The organism is Nonomuraea aurantiaca, from assembly GCF_020215705.1.
GTDB lineage: Bacteria > Actinomycetota > Actinomycetes > Streptosporangiales > Streptosporangiaceae > Nonomuraea > Nonomuraea aurantiaca.
In genome coordinates this window covers 96,839-118,839 of sequence record NZ_JAIWNB010000030.1, presented here as the reverse complement: position 1 = coordinate 118,839, position 22,001 = coordinate 96,839, and the positions used below count along the sequence as shown (strand labels likewise).

The 22,001-nt window shown below is 71.9% G+C and carries 15 protein-coding genes; 12 read left to right on the top strand and 3 right to left on the bottom strand.

All coding sequences use genetic code 11. The features are described from left to right. Positions 1 to 137, bottom strand: a 137-nt coding sequence (locus LDL49_RS45675) for a phosphoketolase family protein (protein ID WP_225301199.1), incomplete at its 3' end; no start/stop codon positions are given. A 185-nt stretch (positions 138 to 322) separates the two neighbouring features. Between LDL49_RS45675 and LDL49_RS45670 the strand changes: the two genes are divergently transcribed. The 7 genes from LDL49_RS45670 to LDL49_RS45640 all read left to right on the top strand — a co-directional run bounded on the left by LDL49_RS45670 (position 323) and on the right by LDL49_RS45640 (position 10,358). Continuing rightward, the gene (locus LDL49_RS45670; protein WP_225301195.1) at positions 323 to 2,206 is read left to right on the top strand and encodes a hypothetical protein; all 1,884 of its coding nucleotides are present in this window, start codon (positions 323 to 325) and stop codon (positions 2,204 to 2,206) included. Between the two features lie 161 nt (positions 2,207 to 2,367). Beyond that, positions 2,368 to 4,074 carry an IlvD/Edd family dehydratase gene (locus LDL49_RS45665; protein WP_263656352.1) on the top strand — a complete coding sequence of 569 codons (1,707 nt, stop codon included), beginning with the start codon at positions 2,368 to 2,370 and terminating at the stop codon, positions 4,072 to 4,074. 70 nt (positions 4,075 to 4,144) lie between these two features. Continuing rightward, positions 4,145 to 5,776 carry a glucose-6-phosphate isomerase gene (gene pgi / locus LDL49_RS45660; protein WP_225301193.1) on the top strand — a complete coding sequence of 544 codons (1,632 nt, stop codon included), beginning with the start codon at positions 4,145 to 4,147 and terminating at the stop codon, positions 5,774 to 5,776. Between the two features lies 1 nt (position 5,777). Beyond that, positions 5,778 to 7,151 (top strand): glucose-6-phosphate dehydrogenase, encoded by a 1,374-nt coding sequence (gene zwf / locus LDL49_RS45655; RefSeq protein ID WP_225301192.1) that lies wholly within the window; start codon positions 5,778 to 5,780, stop codon positions 7,149 to 7,151. Positions 7,152 to 7,217: 66 nt separating this feature from the next. Next, positions 7,218 to 9,314, top strand: a complete 2,097-nt coding sequence (locus tag LDL49_RS45650; protein WP_225301191.1) for an alpha-galactosidase — start codon at positions 7,218 to 7,220, stop codon at positions 9,312 to 9,314. A 24-nt stretch (positions 9,315 to 9,338) separates the two neighbouring features. Then, on the top strand, positions 9,339 to 9,692 hold the full coding sequence (locus tag LDL49_RS45645; protein ID WP_225301190.1) for a spore germination protein GerW family protein: 354 nt from the start codon (positions 9,339 to 9,341) through the stop codon (positions 9,690 to 9,692). Between the two features lie 30 nt (positions 9,693 to 9,722). Then, positions 9,723 to 10,358 (top strand): LysE family translocator, encoded by a 636-nt coding sequence (locus LDL49_RS45640; RefSeq protein ID WP_225301189.1) that lies wholly within the window; start codon positions 9,723 to 9,725, stop codon positions 10,356 to 10,358. Between the two features lie 27 nt (positions 10,359 to 10,385). On the opposite strand, the gene LDL49_RS45635 is transcribed toward LDL49_RS45640, so the two are convergent. Then, positions 10,386 to 11,108 (bottom strand): VIT1/CCC1 transporter family protein, encoded by a 723-nt coding sequence (locus tag LDL49_RS45635; protein ID WP_225301188.1) that lies wholly within the window; start codon positions 11,106 to 11,108, stop codon positions 10,386 to 10,388. 278 nt (positions 11,109 to 11,386) lie between these two features. Here LDL49_RS45635 and LDL49_RS45630 point away from each other — a divergent pair, with 278 nt between their 5' ends. Continuing rightward, positions 11,387 to 12,016, top strand: coding sequence for a Uma2 family endonuclease (locus LDL49_RS45630; protein ID WP_225301187.1), 630 nt, complete (start codon positions 11,387 to 11,389; stop codon positions 12,014 to 12,016). A 149-nt stretch (positions 12,017 to 12,165) separates the two neighbouring features. Here LDL49_RS45630 and LDL49_RS45625 read toward each other — a convergent pair whose 3' ends face one another. Further along, on the bottom strand, positions 12,166 to 12,843 hold the full coding sequence (locus tag LDL49_RS45625) for a hypothetical protein (protein ID WP_225301186.1): 678 nt from the start codon (positions 12,841 to 12,843) through the stop codon (positions 12,166 to 12,168). 274 nt (positions 12,844 to 13,117) lie between these two features. Here LDL49_RS45625 and LDL49_RS45615 point away from each other — a divergent pair, with 274 nt between their 5' ends. The 4 genes from LDL49_RS45615 to LDL49_RS45600 all read left to right on the top strand — a co-directional run bounded on the left by LDL49_RS45615 (position 13,118) and on the right by LDL49_RS45600 (position 21,922). Beyond that, positions 13,118 to 16,504, top strand: a complete 3,387-nt coding sequence (locus LDL49_RS45615; RefSeq protein WP_308016273.1) for a phosphodiester glycosidase family protein — start codon at positions 13,118 to 13,120, stop codon at positions 16,502 to 16,504. Positions 16,505 to 16,575: 71 nt separating this feature from the next. Beyond that, positions 16,576 to 17,697 (top strand): amidohydrolase family protein, encoded by a 1,122-nt coding sequence (locus LDL49_RS45610; protein ID WP_225301185.1) that lies wholly within the window; start codon positions 16,576 to 16,578, stop codon positions 17,695 to 17,697. Between the two features lie 68 nt (positions 17,698 to 17,765). Beyond that, positions 17,766 to 18,995: a M20 metallopeptidase family protein gene (locus LDL49_RS45605; protein WP_225301184.1), complete on the top strand. Its 1,230-nt coding sequence runs from the start codon at positions 17,766 to 17,768 to the stop codon at positions 18,993 to 18,995. 89 nt (positions 18,996 to 19,084) lie between these two features. Further along, positions 19,085 to 21,922 (top strand): glycoside hydrolase family 2 TIM barrel-domain containing protein, encoded by a 2,838-nt coding sequence (locus LDL49_RS45600; protein WP_225301183.1) that lies wholly within the window; start codon positions 19,085 to 19,087, stop codon positions 21,920 to 21,922. Positions 21,923 to 22,001 lie beyond the last annotated feature (79 nt).

The window sequence follows — 22,001 nt, the reverse complement described above, 5'->3', positions numbered from 1 at the left end:
GTGCCCCAATGGCCGAGCAGGCGGGGTTTGATGTGCTCCGGGGTCAATGGCGTCTTGAGCAGTGGATTGTCCAGTAGATAGATCTGGCCCACCGACAGATAGTTCGCCGCGCGCCAGTACGCATCGATTCGCTCCATGTCTCTGCTGATTCCTCCAGAAACGCAGCTCAACCTTAGGCAGCGGTCATTCTGATCCAATTTGATGCACTCTGATCCGACCTAGCTGAACCTCATTCGGTTAGCATCCGTCTTATCGGTGGGGGGCCGCAGTCACTGGAAGTGCGCGCGACGCGCATTGCCACAACGGGGTGCGGAGGACGCCGGTGGGCGGATCGCGGGGATTGGCCGTACACGACGACATAGAGATGTCGTTGCTGTCGGGAGAGCACGCACTGTATGGGGAAGGCAGCCTGCGGGCGGCGCGGCGCTGGTTCGAGACCGCCTACCGGGAGGCCGAACGGCACGGCGACGTGGACGGGATGGCGCGGGCGGCGCTCGGGCTGGGCGGGCTGTGGGTGCACGAGCACCGCACGGCCGCCGAGGCGGCCGCGGTGCGCGCGCGCCAGCGCCAGGCTCTGGCGCTGGTCGAGCCGCGCTCCTCACTGGCGTTACGGCTGCGGGTACGCCTGGCCGGCGAGGACGACTACCGCGGTGGCGGGCACGAGGCGATCCTGGCCTTGGTCGAGGAGGCCAGGCGGGCCGGTGACCCCGTCGCGCTGGCCGAGGCGCTGAGCCTGGCCCACCACTGCGTCCTGGGACCCGAGTACGGCGCCCTGCGCCTGGCGCTGGCCGAGGAGCTGATCGAGCAGGCGCCGCGGACCGGCCGCCGCGGCGACCTGCTGATGGGGCTGCTCTGGAGGACCGTGGACCTGGTGCTGGCCGCCGACCCGCACGCCGAGCGGGCGCTGGTGGAGCTGCGCGGCCTGCTGTCCAAGGAGGACCACCTGGCGGTCGGGTTCGTCGTGGACGCGATGGAGGTCATGCTCGGCATCAGGAGCGGCCGGCTCGCGGAGGCCGAGGCGATGGCCGGAGCCTGCGCCGACCGGGGCGCGGCGGCCGGCGACATCGACAGCGCGGGCTGGTACGCCGGTCAGCTCGCGACCCTCCGCTGGTACCAGGGACGCGCCGCCGAGCTCGTCCCCATGCTGGCGGACCTGGTCAACTCGCCCGATCTCAGCGCGATGGACAGCTCGTTGTGGGCGGTGCTCGCGGTGTCGGCGGCCACCGCGGGGGACCGGCGGCTGGCTGAGGGGGCGCTGGCCCGGCTGCGCGTCCGGGACCTGGCGGCGCTGCCCCGCTCCAGCACCTGGCTCATCTCGATGTACGGGGCGGCCGAGGCGGCGTACCTGCTCGGCGACGCCGAGACGGCGGCCGAGATCCATGCCGTGCTCTCCCCGTTCGAGCGGCTGCCCGTCGTCGTCAGCCTGGGTGTCACCTGCCTCGGCTCGGTCCGCCATTCTCTCGGCGTGGCCATGCTGACCTGCGGCGAGACGGACAAGGCGATCGCCTATCTGCGGGCCGCCGTGCACGACAACCTCGCCCTGGGGCACTGGCCCGCCGTCGCGCTCTCCCGCCTGCGGCTCGGCCAGGCCCTGCGCGGGACCGAGGAGTCGCGCAGGATCCTGGCGCTGGCCCGGCAGGAGGCCGCGTCGCTGGGCATGACGCTGCCCGACGACCGTCCGGCGGCCCCGGCGGAGGTCGTCTGCGCGCGCCAGGGCCGCAAGTGGCGGATCGAGCTGGCCGGCCGGACCGTGCTCGTCGACCACATCGTGGGCATGGCCCACCTGGCGACCCTGCTGGCCAACCCCGGCCGCGAGATCCCGGCCGTGGACCTGGCCGCGGGGGCGGCGGCCGGCGAGGCGGCCGAGTCCGCCCAGCCGCTGCTGGACGAGCAGGCCAGGCAGACCTACAAGCGGCGGCTGTCCGGGCTGCAGGCCGAGATCGACGAACTGGAGGCGATGCACGACCTGCAGCGGGCGGCCACGCTGCGGGCCGAGCGCGACTGGCTGATCGACGAGCTGGCCGCCGCCACCGGGCTGGCCGGGCGGACGCGCCAGTTCGCCGGCAGCGAGGAACGGGCCAGGATCGCCGTGGGCAAGGCCATCAGGCGGGCCCTGGCGCGCATCGGCGAGGCGGACCCGGTCATCGCGGAGCGGCTGCGGTCCGCCGTACAGATGGGGGTGCGATGCAGCTACCACCCGGTGTGAGGTGGAACGGCATGGAACAGGATGGAACGCCTTAAGGGTGTATCCACCCTGGACCGTGATCTCACGCTTCGGCGGCCAGTGAGATCACGCCCACCGGCGGCCCGTGCCCCTGCACGGGCCGCCGGTTTCATCCCCAAATGGCGGGATGTCAGGATGAGGGCATGCCGCTCCGCAGCTCCCGCTGGTATTCAGGTCAAGACCGGAACTCCTACATCCACCGCGCCTGGATGCGCCGCGGCCTGCCGGAGACCGCGTTCGACGGGGACCGGCCCCACATCGCGATCGCCAACACCGCCTCCGACCTCACCCCGTGCAACTCCCATCTCGACGAGGTGGCCGACAGCGTCAAGCAGGGCGTGTGGGCGGCCGGCGGCGTCCCGCTCAACCTGCCCGTCGTCTCCCTCGGCGAGACGAACGTCCGGCCCACCGCGATGCTCTGGCGCAACCTGGCCGCCATGGCCACCGAGGAGATGCTGCGCGCCAACCCGATCGACGGCGTGGTGCTGCTCGGCGGCTGCGACAAGACCATCCCGTCGCTGCTGATGGCGGCCGCCTCGGTGGACCTGCCCGCCGTGGTGGTGCCCGGCGGCCCGATGCTGACCGGCCACTTCCGGGGTGTCCCGCTGGGCTGCGGCACCGACGTGTGGCGGCTGAGCGAGGAGGTACGCGCGGGGACGCTCTCCCGCGAGGCGTTCCTCCGCTCCGAGTCGTCCATGATCCGCAGCCGCGGCCACTGCAACACGATGGGCACCGCCTCGACCATGGCCTGCATGGCCGAGGCCCTCGGCATGACCCTGCCCGGCACGGCGGGCACCCCCGCGCCCGACAGCAGGCTGCTCGAACGCTCCCACGACAGCGGCCGGCTCGCCGTCGAGCTGGTGCGGCGCGACCTGCGGCCGAGCCAGGTGATGACCAGGGGATCGTTCCTCAACGCGATCGTGACGCTGGCCGCGATCGGCGGCTCCACCAACGCCGTCGTCCACCTGCTGGCCATCGCCGGGCGCCTCGGCGTCGAGCTGGAGCTGGACGACTTCGACCGGACCGGCAGGGGGGTGCCGCTGCTGGTCGACCTCCAGCCGGCGGGCCGCCACCTGATGGACGACCTGTTCAGGGCGGGCGGGCTGACGGCCGTACTGAAGGAGGTGGCGGACCTGCTGGACCCCGCGGCGCTGACCGTCACCGGCGGACCGCTCGTGGACCACCTCGCCGACGCGGAGATCTGGGACGAGACCGTCATCCGCCGCCGCGCCGACCCGCTGCTGCCCGAGGCCGGGATCGCGGTGCTGCGCGGCAACCTCGCGCCGGACGGCGCGGTGATCAAGCCCGCCGCCGCCTCGCCCGAGCTGCTGAACCACCGCGGCCGGGCCGTCGTGTTCGACAGCGTCGAGGATCTCAACGCCCGGCTCGACTCGCCGGACCTGGACGTCGACGAGACGTCGGTCCTGGTGCTGCGCGGCTGCGGGCCCAAGGGCTACCCCGGCATGCCCGAGCTGGGCAACCTGCCACTGCCCGCGAAACTGCTGGCCAAGGGCGTGCGCGACATGGTCCGCATCAGCGACGCCCGGATGAGCGGCACCGCGTACGGCACGGTCGTGCTGCACACCGCGCCCGAGGCGGCGGCCGGCGGGCCGCTCGCGCGGGTGCGGACCGGCGACATCATCGTGCTGGACGTCGCGGCCAGACGGCTCGACGTCGACGTCCCCGCCGCCGAGCTGGCCGCCAGGGAGCTGGTCGTCAACGGGCACGCCGCCCCGTCCCGCGGCTGGGAGCGCCTGTACGTCGACCACGTCATGCAGGCCGACAAGGGGGCGGACCTGGACTTCCTCACAGGTTCGAGCGGCGATGCCGTGGGCAGGGAATCCCACTGACCTGGAGTCCCGCGCGATATCTTGCCCGGTACGGGATTAGTGTGATCGTTTGACGGCACGAGGAGGACGAGTGGGCGGCGACATCACCCAGAGCCAGGAGTGGGCGGCACTGGACAAGCACCACGGGGAGCTGGCGGGCAAGCAGCTGCGCGAGCTGTTCGCGGAGGATCCCGGCCGCGCCGAGCGGATGACGCTGACCGCCGGTGACCTCTACCTCGACTACGCCAAGCACCGCGCCACGGACGAGACGATCGACCTGCTCGTCCAGCTGGCCGAGCGGGCCGGGCTGCGCGACCGGATCGCCGCGATGTTCCGGGGCGAGCACATCAACGTCAGCGAGGACCGGGCCGTCCTGCACGTCGCGTTGCGCATGAGCCGCGAGGCCAAGCTGGAGGTCGACGGCCAGGACGTCATCGCCGACGTGCACGCCGTGCTCGACAAGATGAGCGCCTTCGCCGACCGGGTCCGCTCCCGGGACTGGACGGGCGCCACCGGGCAGCCGATCACCACCGTGGTCAACATCGGCATCGGCGGCTCCGACCTCGGCCCGGCCATGGCGTACGAGGCGCTGCGCGACTACGCCGACGCCGGTATCACGGCCAGGTTCGTCTCCAACATCGACCCGGCCGACATCACCGGCAACCTGGCCGGCCTGGACCCGGCCAGCACGCTGGTCGTGGTCAGCTCCAAGACGTTCACCACCCTGGAGACGCTGACCAACGCCAAGGTCGCCCGCCAGTGGCTCGTCGACGCGCTCGGCGAGGACGCCGTGTCCCAGCACTTCGTGGCCGTCTCGACCAACGCCGAGAAGGTCGCCGCGTTCGGCATCGACACCGCGAACATGTTCGGCTTCTGGGACTGGGTCGGCGGCCGCTATTCCTACGACGGCGCCATCGGCCTGTCCCTGATGATCGCGATCGGGCCCGAGCGCTTCCGCGAGATGCTGGCCGGGTTCCGCGCCATGGACCAGCACTTCCGCACCTCGCCGTTCAAGGCCAACATGCCGGTGCTGCTCGGCCTGCTCGGCGTCTGGTACAACGACTTCTTCGGCGCCCAGACCCGGGCCGTCCTGCCCTACAGCCAGCGGCTGCACCGCTTCCCCGCCTACCTGCAGCAGCTCACGATGGAGTCCAACGGCAAGTCCGTACGCGCCGACGGCACACCCGTCACCACCGACACGGGCGAGATCTTCTGGGGCGAGCCGGGCACCAACGGCCAGCACGCCTTCTACCAGCTGCTGCACCAGGGCACCCGGCTGGTGCCCGCCGACTTCATCGGGTTCGCCGAGCCGTTCGAGGACCGCGAGGGCATGCATGACCTGCTCAACGCGAACCTGTTCGCGCAGACCTCCGCGCTGGCGTTCGGCAAGACGGCCGAGGAGATCGCCGGCCAGGGCACGCCGCCCGAGATCGTGCCGCACAAGGTGATGCCCGGCAACCGGCCCACCTCCACGATCCTGGCCCCCAAGCTCACCCCGTCCACGCTCGGCCAGCTCGTGGCCCTGTACGAGCACGCGACGTTCGTCGAGGGCACCATCTGGGGCATCGACTCCTTCGACCAGTGGGGCGTCGAGCTGGGCAAGAAGATGGCGCTCGACCTGGCGCCCGCGCTCACCTCGGAGGAGCCGCCGGAGGCCTTCCCGGACGCCTCCACCGAAGGGCTCGTCCGGCGCTACCGCGAGCTGCGCGGAAGGCGGGTCTGACGTGGGAGCGACCAAGACCGCGGGCGCGCTCGTCCTGTTCGGCATCACCGGCGACCTCGCGCGCAAGATGGTCCTGCCCGCCCTCTACCAGCTCACCGTCAAGGGCGAGCTCGATCTGCCGATCATCGGCGTGGCCAAGACCGACCTGGACCTCGACGGGCTGCGCGAGCACGCCCACGCGGCCTGCGGCGGCGTGCGCGACGCGGCGTTCGAGAAGCTGGCGGGCAACCTGCGGCTGGTGTCGGGCGACTACCGCGACCCCACCACCTACACCCGGCTCCGCGAGGAGCTGGAGGGCAAGGGTTTCCTGGTCCACTACCTGGCCGTGCCGCCCGCGCTGTTCGCGGTCGTGGCCGAGGGGCTGGCCGCGGAGGGCCTCAACCGGGACGCCAGGCTCGTCGTGGAGAAGCCGTTCGGCAGCGACCTGGACTCGGCCCGGGAGCTCAACGCCGAGCTGCTGAAGTATTTCGACGAGGACCACCTGCGCCGGGTCGACCACTTCCTCGGCAAGGAGCCGGTCGAGGACCTTCTCGTGTTCCGGTTCGCCAACATGCTGGTCGAGCCCCTCTGGAACCGCAACTACGTCCGCAGCGTGCAGATCACCATGGCCGAGGACTTCGACGTGGCCGACCGGGGCGCCTTCTACGACGCCAACGGCGCCATCCGCGACGTCGTCCAGAACCACCTGCTGCAACTCCTCGCCATTCTGGCCATGGACCCGCCGCCGTCCAAGGACGCCCGCGCCCAGCTGGACGAGAAGTGGCGGGTGCTGCGCGCCGTCGAGGCCATCAAGCCCGTCGACGTGGTCCGCGGCCAGTACGAGGGCTACCTCGACACCGAGGGCGTCAAGGAGGGTTCGACCACCGAGACGTTCGTCGCGCTGCGCGCCTACATCGAGAACTGGCGATGGGCCGGGGTGCCGTTCTGCATCCGCGCCGGCAAGGCGCTGCCGGTGACCGACCTGGAGATCGTCGCCGAGCTGCGCAAACCTCCGATCTCGCTGTTCCCGCACGACCCGGACCTGAATCCCAACCTGATCAGGTTCCGGCTGCAGCCCGACGCCGGGGTGACCTTCGACGTGCTGGCCAAGGAGCCCGGCGAGCAACGCACCCGGCAGGTGCCGGTAAGCGTCGACTTCACCAAGGTGCTCGGCCCGATGGAGGCCGCCTACCAGCGGATCCTGGCCGACGCGGTGAGCGGCGATCCTCTGCGGTTCGCCAGGTTCGACCTGGTGGACGAGTCGTGGCGGATCGTCCAGCCGATCCTCGACCTGCCGGACCCGCCGCTGCCGTACGCGAAGGGCACCTGGGGGCCCAAGGAGGCCGAGAAGATCGCACCCGGCGGGTGGCACGAGATCTCGACCACCTTCGACTGATCCCGCGCGGGCGGGCACCGGTGGATGGCATTGACTGCGGGGCCGATAGGTCCGACGATCGCAGGCATGCCCCTCCTCCCTGTTCCCGCCCACGCGCACACATGGGCGGCAATCACCCGCGACACCTCCTATGTCTTCGGGGTCGAAACCGGCGACGACACTCGCGTCGTGCAGTGGTACTGGGGGCCCCGGTTACCCGCCGGGGCCCTCGGCCAGGTCGCCGAGCACGCCCCCGGCTGGATCGTCACCGGCTTCCTCGACCCAGACGACGCGACGGAAATGCTGCCTGTCGACGGCGGCCGCCGCTGGGGCGTCCCCTCGCTGCAGGCCGTCTACGAGGGTGAGGTCCGCTCCGTCGAGCTCGGCTTCGAGGACGCCGTCCTCGGGGAGAACGAGGTGGAGGTGGTCCTGCGCGACCACGCCTACGGCCTGCGGGTGGGCCTGCACGTGCGGGTCTTCGACGACTGCGACGTCATCGAGCGCTGGGTGAACGTCACCAACGAGTCGGCCGCGCCCCTGCGGCTGCGGCGGCTGGACTCGGGCAGCTGGGTGATCCCCGAACAGGCGGGCTTCCGCTACACCGGCGCCGCCGGCGGCTGGGGCCGTGAGACTCAGCTCCAGAGCGGCGAGCTGCCGGCGGGGGAGACCACGTTCGGCAGCAGGACCGGCACCACCTCGCACAAGGCCAACCCGTGGATCATGCTCGGCGACGCCACCGAGGACACCGGCGACGTCTGGACCGTCGCGCTCGCCTGGAGCGGCTCGTGGCGGCTCACCACGCAGCGCCGCCCCGAGGGCGACGTCGCGGTGAGCGCCGGATTCGGCCACGAGGGCCTGACCTGGCCACTCGGCCCCGGCGAGTCGCTGCGCACCCCCTCCGCGCTCGGCCTGCACACCTCCGGCGGCTACGGCGCGGCCAGCCGAGCCTGGCACGACTACGCCCGCAAGCACGTGCTGCCCAGGCCCGGCGAGGAACGGCCCGTCCTGTACAACTCGTGGGAGGCCACCGGGTTCGACGTCACCGAGGCCGGCCAGCTGGAGCTGGCCCGCCGGGCCGCCGACCTCGGCGTGGAGCTGTTCGTGGTGGACGACGGCTGGTTCGGCGCCCGCACCGACGACACGCGCGGGCTCGGCGACTGGTGGCCCAACCCCGAACGCTTCCCGCACGGCCTGCGCCCCCTCTTCCAGGGTGTACGCGATCTCGGCCTGCTCGCCGGGCTCTGGGTCGAGCCCGAGATGGTCAACCCCGACAGCGACCTGTACCGGAAGAACCCCGACTGGGTGCTGCACTACCCGGAACGCCGCCGCGACACCATGCGCAACCAGCTGGTGCTCAACTACGCCCGCGACGACGTGCGCGAGTGGGCGCTCGGCTGGCTGGACCGGCTCGTCCGCGAGTACGGCCTGGACTACCTCAAATGGGACATGAACCGCAGCTTCAGCCAGGCAGGCTGGGCCGAGGGCGGCGACCTGCTCTGGATCGAGCACACCAGGGGCGTCTACGCGGTCATGGACGAGCTGCGCGGGCGCCATCCGGGGCTCCGCATCGAGTCGTGCTCGGGCGGTGGCGGCCGGGCCGACTTCGGCATGCTCCGCCGTACGGACCAGGTGTGGACCTCCGACAACACCGACGCCCGCGACCGGCAGGTGATCCAGCGAGGCTTCTCCTACCTCTATCCGGCCGGGGCCATGTCGTGCTGGGTGACCGACAGCCCCAACCCGATCACCCACCGCGAGGTGCCGCTGCGCTACCGCTTCCACGTGGCCATGGCGGGCACGCTCGGCGTCGGCGGCGACCTCACCGGCTGGAGCGCGGCGGAGCTCGACGAGGCCAGGCAGCTCATCGCCGACTACAAGGCCGTCCGCCCGGTGATCCAGCACGGCGCACTGCACCGGCTGGCCGGCCGGCCCGGCGAGAGCGCCTCCGCCGTCCAGTACACGCTCGGCGACCAGGTGGTCGTGCTCGCCTACAACCCCTTCGCGCTGGACAAGCAGCCGCCCCGGCGGCTCCGGCTGGCCGGGCTCGACCCGTCGGCCGTCTACGAGGGGCCCGGCGGCTCCTGGTACGGGGCCACGCTGATGCACCACGGCCTCACCCTGTCCACGTGGTTCCACTCCGGCGCCGACTACCGCAGCGAGATGGTGGTGCTGCGCCGGGTCTAGGGCCAGCATGTGGGGATGGACATCATGGAATTAGTTGAACGCGCGAAGGACTCCGCCACCGTCAAGCGGGTCTTCGGCGACCCGATCCAGCAGGACGGCGTCACGGTCATCCCCGTCGCCCGGGTCGTCCAGGGCGGCGGCGGGGGCATGGGCAGGCAGGAGGTCTCCGTGGATCCGGACGCCGCGCCCGGCGGCGAAGGCAGCGGCGGCGGATTCGGCCTCAGCGCCACTCCCGCCGGGGTGTTCGTGGTCAAGGACGGCGACGTCCGCTGGCAGCCGGCGGTCGACGTCAACCGCATCGTCATCGGCGGCCAGATCGTGGCCGTCGTCCTGCTGCTGACCATCCGATCGATCCTCAAAAAGAGCCGCAAGCGGTGATTTTTACCTGTTTTTAGTAGCGTGAGCGTCATGACCTCTGTGACGCATGTGCTGGCTTTCGGCGGTGTGGTGATGCTCGGGGCCATGTCCCCCGGGCCCGACTTCGCCGTCGTGGTGCGGCGCTCGGCGATCTCCGGTCGCCTCTACGGCATGGCGGCGGCCCTGGGCATCTCGATCGGCGTGTTCGCCTGGGTGGTGGCCGCGGCGACCGGCGTCGCCGCGCTGCTGGCGGCCTCGGCGATGGCGTTCACCGTGGTCAAGGTCGTCGGGGCCGCCTACCTGCTGTACCTCGGCGTCAAGGCATGGCGCGCCGCCCTGCGCAAGGGCGGCGGGCCGGAGCCGGCGGCGCCGGACCCGGAGAAGCGGAGTGCGTGGGCGGCCTTCGTCGAGGGACTGCTGACGAACGCGCTCAACCCCAAGGCGGCGCTGTTCTTCGTGGCGCTCGTGCCGCAGTTCGTCAGGGAGGGCGCGTCCCTGGGCGACACGCTCACGCTGTCGGTCATCGCGCTGGCGGGGACCGTGCTGTGGTTCCTGCTGGTGGCCAACATCGTGGGGGCGCTGCGCAAGGTCTTCGCCAGGCCGGCGGTACGGAAGGCGGTCGACGGGCTGACCGGCGCGGCGCTCATCGCCCTCGGCGTCAACCTGGCCGCCGCCGGCCGCCCGTAGCTCGCCGGGATCTTCTACCCGGCCGCTCTATGAGACGGTGACGCCCAGCAGGTGGCCCAGGCCGAACGTCACGGCGGCGGCCCCGGCGCCCAGCGCGAGCTGGCGCAGGCCGCCCAGCCACCACGGGCGGGCCGTCATCCGCGCCACCGCCGCACCGAACACGAACAGCGCCACCAGGCTCAGCACCAGCGCCATCGCCAGCCCCGACGCCCCGAACAGGAACGGCGCCAGCGGCACCACCGCCCCGGCCGCGAACGCGCAGAACGACGACCCGGCCGCGACGTACGGCGACGGCAGATCGTCGGGATCGACGCCCAGCTCCTCACGCACATGCACCCGCAACGCCTGCTCCGGGTCCGCCGACAGCCCGGCCGCCACCCGCGCCGCCAGGTCGGCGTCCAGGCCACGGGCACGGTAGATCGCGGTCAGCTCGGCCAGCTCCCCTTCGGGGTCGCGGGCCAGCTCACGGCGCTCCACGGCGATCTCGGCGCGCATCAGCTCCGTCTGCGACTTCACGGACGTGTACTCGCCCGCCGCCATCGAGCACGCACCCGCGATCAACCCCGCGAACCCGGCGAGCACCGCCCCGCGCCCCGCACCGGCCGCTCCGACGACTCCGGCGATCAATGCGAAATTGGACACCAGCCCATCCATCGCCCCGAACACCGCCGGCCGCAGCCAGCCACCGGTCACGTCGCGGTGGCTGTGGTGCCTCTCGGGAGAGTACGGCCGGTCGAGCTCGATGGTCATGAACATCCTCCGCTTCAATAACGCCTTAATACGAAATTTAGGCAGATGTCACGATGATCCGCAACGAAGGGGAGGCTTCCCTGGCCTGCGACGGAGCAGCGGGTTGCGAACGTGTGTGCGGGCCCTCAGAAGGGAGCGGCGGTGAATCTCTCGAACTCCTGTTGTGGAAAGCCAGGGGAAGGTAATGTCATTCCGTCACTCGGTGTGATCGTACGGCTGCGTTATGGCTGGGGCCGGGTTGGCGTGCGAGACTCGGTCCTATGGAAGGCGGCGATGACATGAGCGCTCTGCCCGACGAAGGCTGGCTAGCCGCGCATCGCCCGCCCAGGCGTACGAGACTCTTCCCGCTGGCCCATGCCGCCGGTTACACCGTCGATGACTGGCTCAAGCTGCCCGACTCCGGGGAGCGCATCGAGTTGATCGACGGGAGCTTCGTCGTGAGCCCTGCGGCCATGGGCCTGCACGCATTGTGCGCGGGTGGTCTGCGGACGGTCCTTGCGTCGGCGGCGAAGGCGGCCGGATCCGAGCTCGTGGTGGTCGAGGCGGTCAACGTGGCCGTCGGGGGAGACGGCCTTATTCCCGACATCGTGGTGCTGCCCCGAGACCTGGTCATGTCCCGGATGGTGATTTTTCCCGCTTCGGAGGTCGCCGCCGTGGCGGAGATCGTGAGTCCCGGACCGGGCAATCGTCGGCGCGACTACGAGATCAAGCCGCTCAAGTACGCGGAAGCCGGCATACCGGTCTTCCTGCGGGTCGAGCTCGAAGGGGCGGGCGGTCCGTGGGTCGAGGTGCTGGAACTGGGAGCGGGCGGCTACGAGGTGACTGCTCGGGCCGGGGCGGGGGAGAAGGTGGCGATCTCTGATCCGTTCGCCGCGTCCTTCGACCCGGCGCACCTGCTCGACACCTGATCCGATGGACGGAGGCGCGGCGCCTCCCCAGGCCCCGGGCGGACAGAGACTCTAGGCCCGGGCAAGAGCCCCAGGCCGCACAGAGCCCCGGGCCGGACAGAGGCTCTAGGTCCGGACAGGGGCCCAGGTCGGACAGAGGGCGGGTCGGGTCAGATGCGGGCCGGGGTGATCGGTTCCGGGACCGCCTGGGTGTCGGTGCCGCGGATCAGGGCCGTGCAGTCCGCGATGGCGCCCGTCAGCAGGTCGCGCAGCAGGGTGTCCGGGTCCGGGATGCAGGCCTGGACGATGCCCACCACCGAGAGCTGCACCGCGTTCGGCGCCGCGTACCGGCGGAAGCCCTTCTCCGTGATCCGGGCCGCGCGGCTGAAGCGCCTGGCCTGCTCCGCCGCGTGCGGGACCAGCGCCATCGCGCGCTGGCTCGCCTCGCTCAGCGGGACCGAGGCGAACCGGCCCGCGCCCGGCTGGCCGGGCGGGATGCCGTCGAGCCTGGCCAGCATCTCCTCGGCCGCCAGCACCGACACCGCGAGCGCCAGCTGACGCTCGGCCGCCGAGACCGGCAGCGCGGTCGTCGCGCACCGCAGGGCGATCCGGGCGTCCACCCGCAGGTCGTCGGCGTTCAGGTCGATGATCGAGGGAACGAGGCCCACGAGGCGGGCCCGGTTCGCGTCACTGGTGTTGTCGTTGACCAAGCGGGCGAGTGCGGCCAGCAGCGGGTGCGTGCAGGCCGGGTGGTCGCTCCACCGCTCTCCGGCTAGGTAGGACGCCAGCTCCATGAAACAGGCGCCGCGCTTCGGGTTGCGATGCCTGCCGCGTGACAGAACCGGCATGTGATCAAGCTGATTGTCCACGGGGTGCTCCACTGCTCCACGGGATGCTGCTCTACGGGATCGCCGTCTTTCCAGTCTGCGCTGATAACAGCAACAACGCCAGTGATGGGGGATTTTGCCTCCCCAGCAGCCTGCCCGATGGTCGCGGACGCACACCTCAGGTAAGAGGGATGCCACCTTCGTGGATCAGTTCGGTCGCCGGAAGCCGCTGAAATTATTCTTTAGTTCATCGTCAAGTCTTGAAAGTTATAACCGCGAACGATTGAGTTCGGTCGTGCAGACCCTCCGCTACGCGGCCGTCGCGGCCGCGCTCGTCTTAGGGATCGCCGCCCCCGCGCAGGCCGATCCCCAACCCCCCGTCGAGGACGCGCTGAAGGCGTCGTCCTATCCGCCCCCCTCCACGCTGCTGACCCAGGCCGTCACCGGCAAGCAGCTGGAGACGGCCAAGAAGACCCGGCCGGTGGCCCCCGGCATCTCGCTGACCTCGTTCGACCGCTACGACGAGCTCGGCTGGCTGCGGGCCGACGCCGTCACCGCCGACCTGGGCGCCGCGAAGGCCGACTACGTCTACTCCGGCGAGGTGTCCAAGACCGAGCCGCTGTCCGGGCCCGCCAAGCGCGCCCACGCCGTCGCGGCCGTCAACGGCGACTTCTTCGACATCAACAGCTCCGGCGCCGCCCTGGGCATCGGCGTCCAGAACGGCACGCTCATCCAGTCGCCCGCCGCCGGCCATGACAAGGCCGTCGCGATCACCGGCGACGGCCTCGGGCGGGTGCTGCGGATGTACTTCGAGGGCACCGCCACCCCCGCGGGCGGCGCGCCGATCACCCTGACCCAGTTCAACCAGATCGTCCAGGCGGGCGGGGTCGGCCTGTTCACGCCGCTGTGGGGCTCCTACAACCGGGCCCGCGCCGTCGAGGGCGCCACCGCCGTGACCGAGGTCGAGCTGGTCGACGGCGTGGTCTCGGCGGTACGCCAGGCGCCGGGCACCGGCCCGATCCCCGCGGGCACCACGATCCTGCTCGGCCGGGACGCCGCGGCCGCCACGCTGGCCGGGCTCAAGCAGGGCGACAAGATCGATGTGAAGTACCAGCCGAAGTCGTCGGACGGCGACGCCGTCAAGGCGGCGGTCGGCGGCAACTACGTCCTGGTCAAGGACGGCGCTGTGCAGAGCTCCACCGACCCGGCCGCGCACCCGCGCACCGCGGTCGGCTTCTCCGCCGACGGCAGGAAGATGTACCTGCTGACCGTCGACGGCCGCCAGGCCGACAGCCGCGGCGTCACGCTCAACGAGCTGGCCGCCATGATGGTCGAGCTCGGCGCCGCGAACGCGCTCAACCTCGACGGCGGCGGCTCCTCCACGATGCTCGCCCGCGAGCCGGGCTCCGCCGACGTCCAGGTCGAGAACAGCCCGTCCGACGGCGGCGAGCGCCACGTGCCGAACGGCCTGGCCCTGTTCGCCCCCGAGGGCAGCGGCAGGCTCAAGGGCTTCTGGCTGGAGACGGCCGGCGACCCCGACAAGGCGCCCGGCGCGTCTCCCATCGCCGGCGGCCGCCCCGACCGGGTCTTCCCCGGCCTCACGCGGCGGCTGACCGCGGCCGGATACGACGAGACGTACGGCCCGGCCGCCGGCACCCCGTCCTGGCGCGCCGAGCCGATGGTGCACGGCGTCGTCCGCGACGGCAGGTTCCACGCCCTGGTCCCCGGCCAGACGACGGTCACCGCCTCCCGCGGCGCCGCCAAGGGCACGCTCCAGCTCACCGTGCTCCAGCCGCTGCAGCGGCTCGGCGCCACCGTGGACCGGGTCGGCCTGGCCGGCACGGACGCCACGGCCACCTTCGGCGTCGTCGGCTACGACCACAACGGCAACACCGCGCCCATCGAACCGGCCGACCTCACCCTCGACTACGACCACGACTCCTTCGAGGTGACGCCCGCCGACCAGGGCTACTTCACCGTCAAGTCCAAGAAGGCGACCACGTCCGGCCTGATCACCGCCAAGGTGGGCAAGATCAGCACCGCCGTGCCCGTCACCGTGGGCTTCGAGGACAAGCCGGTCGCCGACTTCGAGAACGCGGCCCAGTGGAGCTTCGCCGCCGCCCGCGCCACCGGCTCGCTGTCCGCCGCGCCCGGCCAGAGCGGGGGCGGCCTCAAGCTGTCGTACGACTTCACCCAGTCCACCGCGACCCGCGCCGCCTACGCCAGCCCGCCGCAGCAGATCGAGGTGGCGGGGCAGCCGCAGGCGTTCGGCCTGTGGATCAACTCAACCGGCAAGGGCGAGTGGCCCAGCCTGGAGTTCTACGACGGCCAGGGGCAGTCGCAGATCCTGCGCGGCCCGTACATGACCTGGACCGGCTGGAAGTACGTCGAGTTCGCCGTGCCGCCCGGCGTCAGCTACCCGCTCAAGCTGCGGCGTTTCTACGTGGCCGAGACCAAGGCCGACGCGAAGTACACCAACGAGATCCTCATCGACGGCCTCGTGGCCAAGGTGCCGCCGTCGGTGACGGCGCCGCCCGCCCAGAAGGTCGCCGACCCGGTCGTCAAGCCCGAGGTGGCCAAGATGCCGTGGCGGTTCGCCGTCATGTCGGACGCCCAGTTCGTGGCCCGCGACCCGGACAGCGACATCGTCAAGAACGCCCGCCGTACGCTCCAGGAGATCAAGGCCGCCAAGCCCGACTTCCTGCTGATCAACGGTGACCTGGTGGACGAGGCGTCGCCCGAGGACTTCGCGCTGGCCAAGAAGATCCTCGACGAGGAGCTCGGCGGGACGCTGCCGTACCACTACATCCCGGGCAACCACGAGGTGATGGGCGGCAAGATCGACAACTTCAAGGCCGTCTTCGGCGACACGTACCAGACCTTCGACCACAAGGGCACCCGGTTCGTCACGCTGGACACCTCGCGGCTGAACCTGCGGGGCGGCGGCTTCGACCAGGTCGCCCTGCTGCGGGCCCAGCTCGACGCGGCGGCTCGGGACGCGTCCGTCGGCTCGGTGGCGGTGCTGTTCCACGTGCCGCCGCGCGACCCCACCCCCGGCAAGGGCAGCCAGCTCGGCGACCGCAAGGAGGCCGCGCTGGTCGAGGGCTGGCTGGCGGACTTCCAGCGGACCACCGGCAAGGGCGCCGCCTACATCGGGGCCCACGTCGGCACGTTCAACGCCTCGCACGTCGACGCGGTGCCGTACTTCATCAACGGCAACTCCGGCAAGAACCCGGCCACCGCGCCCGACGACGGCGGCTTCACCGGTTGGTCGCTGTGGGGCGTGGACCCGGTCACCGCGCAGGAGGCGGAGCACGTCAAGCGCAACTGGTTCGCCGACGCGCCCAGCTGGCTCGGCGCCCAGGTCCGGCCGCACGTGGACGACCTCGCGCTCGCGGCCCCCGCGGCCGTAGGGGTCGGCAAGACGGCGGCCGTGTCGGCGACGGTCAAGCAGGGCCCCCGGGTGGTGCCCGCCGCCTACCCGGTGTCCGTGGTGTGGTCGGGCTCGCCGAACCTGCGCATCGGGTCGCGGCAGAGCGCCAAGCCCTGGGACGTCGCCGTGCTCGACCCCGCGACGGGGACGCTCACGGCGCTGCGGAAGGGCCAGGTGACCGTCGCGGTGACGGTCAGCGGCGTCACCCGCCAGGCGACGATCGCGCTGACGGCCAACGCGGCCGCCTGACATAACAGGCGCCGACACACGGCGGTGGGGGTCACCACACCCGGCCCCCGCCGCCGGACACAATGGGGTTCATGACGGACCTCGTCGAGACCATCGAACGGCTCGAGCTGGTCGACCACCACGTCCACGGAGCCACCGCGCACGACCTGACGCGCACCGCGTTCGAGGAGCTGATCACCGAGTCGGACCGGCCGGTGCCGCACTGGATGACCCAGTTCGACTCCCAGGTCGGCCACGCGATCCTGCGCCACTGCGCGCCCGTGCTCGGCCTCGACCCGCACCCCACGCCCGAGGAGTACCTGGCCAGGCGGGCCAGGCTGGGCGCGGCCGAGGTCAACATGCGGCTGCTGGCGGCCTCCGGTGTGGGGCGCTTCCTCGTCGAGACCGGCTACCGGGGCGAGGAGATCCTCAGCCCGGCGGGCATGGCCGAGGTCAGCGGCCGGCCCGCCGACGAGATCGTCCGCCTGGAGTCGGTGGCCGAACAGGTCGCCGAGGGTGACGCGGCCGGGTTCGCCGACCGGTTCGGCGCGGCGCTCCACGAGCGCACCCGTGCGGCCCGCGGCCTGAAGACCATCGCCGCCTACCGCCACGGCCTCGACTTCGACCCCGCGCGGCCCGGCCCGGCCGAGGTCGCCGAGGCGGCGGGCCGGTGGCAGGCGGAGGGCGGCCGGCTCCGGGACCCGGTGCTGCTGCGCCACGTCATCTGGGCCGGTCTCGACCGCGGGCTGCCCCTGCAGTTCCACACCGGGTTCGGCGATCCCGACCTCGATCTGCGCCGGTCGGACCCGCTGCTGCTGCGCGGGCTGATCGAGCTGGCCGAGCCGACGGGGGTGCCGCTGCTGTTGCTGCACTGCTACCCGTACCAGCGCCATGCCGGGTTCCTCGCCCAGGCCTATCCGAACGTCTACTTCGACGTCGGCCTCGGCGTCACCTACACGGGCGCGCGCGGCGCCGAGGTGGTCGCGGAGAGCCTGGAGCTGGCGCCGTTCGCCAAGATCCTCTTCTCGTCGGACGCGTGGGGGCCCGCCGAGCTGCACCATCTCGGGGCCGAGCTGTGGCGGCGGGCGATGGCGCGAGTGCTCGGCGACCTCGTGGCCGACGGCGAGTGGTCGGCCGCCCAGGCGGCGCGCGTGGCGGCCATGGTGGGGGCCGAGAACGCCCGCCGCGTGTACGACCTGGGCCCGGACGGGTGAGGACGGCGGCGAAATGGGCACCGGGGAAAGGAGGTTGACGAGAATGGAGTGACGAGAGGAGTAGGTGAGTGAGTCCGGGGGAACTGCTGCGCGAGGCACTGCTGGCCGAACTACCCGCCGCCATGAAGCTCAGGCGGGAGCTGCACGCGCAGCCGTGCGTGTCGGGGGAGGAGGGGCCGACGCTCAAACGGGTGCTCGACGCGCTGTCCGGCGGCCTCGTGGAGTACGTGGCGGGCACCGGCGCCGTGATCAGGATCGGCTCTCCCGGCCCCGCGGTCGCCGTACGCGGCGAGCTCGACGCGCTGCCCATCGCCGAGCGCACCAGCGTCCCGTGGGCCGCCACCAGCGGCGCCATGCACGCCTGCGGTCACGACGTGCACCTGGCCGCCGTCGTCGCGCTGGCCCGCGCGGTGGCCAGGGTCCGCGCCGTCGTGGACGCCGGGGTGGAGGAGGCCGGGGACCCGGGATCGACGGGGCTGTCCGCCTGGAGCTGGGACGAGATCGCGCCGCTGGTCGTGGTGCTGCAGCCGCGCGAGGAGAGCTACCCCTCCGGCGCCTTCGACGTGGTCGAGTCCGGCGTGCTCGACCGGCACCAGGTACGCGCCATGATCGGGGCGCACGTCCAGCCCGTGCTCGCCGCCGGCGTGGTGTCCTGCACGCCGGGGGCGGTCAACGCCTCGGCCGACGAGTTCGAGCTGACCGTCAGGGGCGCCGAGGGCCACGCCGCCTACCCCCACCTGGCCCGCGACCCCGTCGTGGCCATGTCCCAGATCATCGTGGCCGCCCAGCAGATGGTCAGCCGCGTCGCCGACCCCATGGTGCCCACCGTGGTCACGTTCGGCATGGTCAACGCGGGCACGGCACCGAACGCCATCCCCGGCGAGGCGGTGGCCAGGGGGACGCTGCGGACCATGTCCGAGTCGTGGCGCCGCGGCCTGCACGACCGGTTCACGCAGCTGGCCGAGGACGTGGCCAGGGCGCACGGCTGCCACGGCGAGGTGCGTGTCCTGCCGGGCGAGCCGGTGCTGGCCAACGACCCGGCGCTGGCCGTACAGACCGGGGAACTGCTGCGGCACCAGGGATGGACGGTCACCGAGGAGCTGCGCTCGTGCGGCGCGGACGACTTCGCGGCCTACGCGTCGGTGATGCCGTCGCTGATGATGTTCGTCGGCGTCGACACGGCCGCCGGGCTGCACAGCCCAGAGTTCCTGCCGGGAGACGACGACGTGGCGGCCACGGCGGAGGCGCTGCTGGCCGGATACCTCACGGCGGGGGGCCGGCCGGCGCGCGCGAGATGACGCCACCGGCCGATCGCACCGGGACGGACAAGAAACTCACCAATACTCATCAATGACGAAACCGCCCAGAACCTTTAGGCTCGGCGGCGATGGATCTCGAAAACTTCGCACCCGGTTCGGGCCGCCTCGAACCCAGGGCCGCACTACGTTCTGACGCCCCTTCCCTCGACCTGAACGGCGACTGGCGCTTCCGCCTCTCGCCGTCCGCCGGACTGGCGGACGACTTCGCCGATCCCGGCTACGACGACTCCGCCTGGGATTCCCTGCCGGTGCCCTCGCACTGGCAGCTGCACGGGCACGGCTCGCCCGCGTACACCAACGTCCTCTACCCCTTCCCCGTCGACCCGCCGCACGTGCCGAACGAGAACCCGACCGGCGACCACCGCCGCGTGTTCGACCTGCCCGAGGGCTGGACCGGCGGGCGGCTGCGGTTCGAGGGCGTCGAGTCCTTCGCCCGGGTCTGGCTGAACGGCCACGAGCTGGGCCACTCGACCGGCAGCCGCCTGCCCGTCGAGTTCGACGCCGGACCGTGGCTGGTGCCGGGCCGCAACGTGCTCGCCGTCCGCGTCCACCAGTGGTCGGCCGCCAGCTACCTGGAAGACCAGGACATGTGGTGGCTGCCCGGCATCTTCCGGGACGTGTCACTGACCCGCTCGGCCGCCGACGTCTTCGTCCACGCCGCCTATGCCGACGGCCGTGGCACGCTGAGCTTCGACGGCCCCGGACGGCTGGCCATCGCCGAGCTCGGCGTCGCCGACCTGGCGCCCGGCACCGAGATCAGCGTCGACGCCGAGCCGTGGACCGCCGAGACGCCCCGCCTGTACGAGGCCGTGGTCACGCTGCCTGATGAGTCCGTACGGGTGCGCGTCGGGTTCCGCACGATCTCCATCGAGGACGGAGTGCTCCTGGCCAACGGCCGTCCGCTGCTGCTCAAGGGCGTGAACCGGCACGAGTTCCACCCGGAGCACGGCCGCGCCGTCTCGTACGAGACCATGCGCGCCGACGTCCTGCTGATGAAGCGCCACAACGTCAACGCCGTCCGGACCAGCCACTACCCGCCGCATCCCGACTTCCTCGACCTCTGTGACGAGCTCGGCCTCTGGGTGATCGACGAGTGCGACCTGGAGACGCACGGCTTCGGCGAGGTCGGCTGGCGCGGCAACCCCACGGACGACCCGCGCTGGGAAGAGGCGTTGCTGGACCGGATGCGCCGCACGGTCGAACGGGACAAGAACCACCCGAGCGTGTTCATGTGGTCCCTCGGCAACGAGGCCGGAGTCGGCCGCAACCTGGCCGTCATGGCCGGCTGGACCCGGCAGCGCGACCCGTCGCGGCCGATCCACTACGAGGGCGACCGCTCGTGCGCCGACACCGACGTGTACTCGCGGATGTACGCCTCGCACGCCGAGGTGGAGGCCATCGGGCAGGGGGTGGAGGACCCGCTGCCCGACCCCGAGCTCGACGCGCGCCGGCGGGCGATGCCGTTCGTGCAGTGCGAGTACGCCCACGCGATGGGCAACGGGCCCGGCGGCCTGGCCGAGTACCAGGAGCTGTTCGAGCGCTACCCGCGGCTGGCCGGCGGGTTCATCTGGGAGTGGATCGATCACGGGCTGGCGCACCCGTCGTTCGAGTACGCCTACGGCGGCGACTACGGCGAGCCGGTGCACGACGGGAATTTCGTGATCGACGGGCTGGTCTTCCCCGACCGGACGCCCTCGCCGGGGCTGCTGGACCTGAAGAAGGTGTTCGAGCCGGTCCGGTTCGCCTTCGACGACCAGGCCCAGGTCGTGCGGGTAACCAACCACCACGGGTATCGCGACCTGTCGCACCTGGAGTTCGTCGCGGTGGTCGAGGAGGAGGGGGTGCCGGTCGCCGAGATCCCGCTCGACGTGCCCGCGACGGGTGGCGAGGTCAAGCTGCCCGACCTGCCCGGCGGGGAGGGGGAGCGCTGGCTGACGGTACGGGCGGTGCTCGCCGCCGACCAGCCGTGGGCCGCTGCCGGTCACGAGGTGGCGTGGGGCCAGACCCGCCTGTCATCCGGAGCCGGCCTGTCATCCGGCGTCCAGGACGGCCTGTCATCCGGCGTCCAGGACGGGGCTCGTCCGGCGTCCGGTGGCCGGGGCGTCGGTTCTGGGGCAGACCTGGAGTTCGATCCCGCCACCGGGCGGCTCACCCGCCTGCTCGGGGTCGAGGTCGAGGGGCCGCGGCTGGAGCTCTGGCGGGCGCCGATCGACAACGACACCTACGGCGGGCTGGCCGGCCGGTGGCGAGAGCTCGGCCTGCACCGGCTCACCCACCGAGTGGACGCCGTGGAGACCGTCGACGGGCTGACCGTCCGCGCGAGAGTCGCACCGGCGGCCACCGACCTGGGCCTGCACGTGGTCTACCGGTGGACCGCCACGGACGGCGGGCTGGAGCTGACCGTGGACGTCGAGCCGGACGGGGAGTGGACCTTGCCCCTGCCGAGGCTCGGCGTCGTGATGGCGCTGCCCGCGGCGTTCGGCGACGTCACCTGGTTCGGCCGGGGCCCCGGCGAGGCGTACCCCGACACCGGCATGGCCGCCAGGGTCGGCCGCTGGTCCGCCACCGTCGAGGACCTGCAGACGCCGTACGTCTACCCGCAGGAGAACGGCCACCGGGCGGATGTCCGCTGGGCCGAGCTGGCTGGCCCGTCCGGGGGCATCAGGGTGACGGGCGAGCCGGTCTTCGGCCTCACCGCCCGCCGCTGGACCACCGCGGAGCTGGAGGCGGCCCGCCACCGGCCCGACCTGAAGCCGGGTGACCGGGTGCACGTCAACCTGGACCTCGCCCAGCACGGCGTGGGCACCGCGGCATGTGGGTCGCCCACACTGCCGCAGTACGAGCTCCACGCGCGTCCGGCCACCTTCCGTCTCTGCTTCACCCCGACGGGAGCGCCCGGCGCCTGACGGCCGGAGATTCTGACGGCCCGGGGCCTTACGGCCTCGGGCCCGATGGCCGGCGCCCGCCGCGAACCCCTTTCTCACC

Bases quoted from the DNA above. Each gene is read 5' to 3' on its own strand.
- LDL49_RS45665 (WP_263656352.1), top strand. From the start codon at position 2,368: ATGCCGCTCCGCAGCTCCCGCTGGTATTCAGGTCAAGACCGGAACTCC.
- LDL49_RS45650 (WP_225301191.1), top strand. From the start codon at position 7,218: ATGCCCCTCCTCCCTGTTCCCGCCCACGCGCACACATGGGCGGCAATC.
- LDL49_RS45645 (WP_225301190.1), top strand. From the start codon at position 9,339: ATGGAATTAGTTGAACGCGCGAAGGACTCCGCCACCGTCAAGCGGGTC.
- LDL49_RS45640 (WP_225301189.1), top strand. From the start codon at position 9,723: ATGACCTCTGTGACGCATGTGCTGGCTTTCGGCGGTGTGGTGATGCTC.
- LDL49_RS45635 (WP_225301188.1), bottom strand. From the start codon at position 11,108: ATGACCATCGAGCTCGACCGGCCGTACTCTCCCGAGAGGCACCACAGC.
- LDL49_RS45630 (WP_225301187.1), top strand. From the start codon at position 11,387: ATGAGCGCTCTGCCCGACGAAGGCTGGCTAGCCGCGCATCGCCCGCCC.
- LDL49_RS45625 (WP_225301186.1), bottom strand. From the start codon at position 12,843: ATGCCGGTTCTGTCACGCGGCAGGCATCGCAACCCGAAGCGCGGCGCC.
- LDL49_RS45610 (WP_225301185.1), top strand. From the start codon at position 16,576: ATGACGGACCTCGTCGAGACCATCGAACGGCTCGAGCTGGTCGACCAC.
- LDL49_RS45600 (WP_225301183.1), top strand. From the start codon at position 19,085: ATGGATCTCGAAAACTTCGCACCCGGTTCGGGCCGCCTCGAACCCAGG.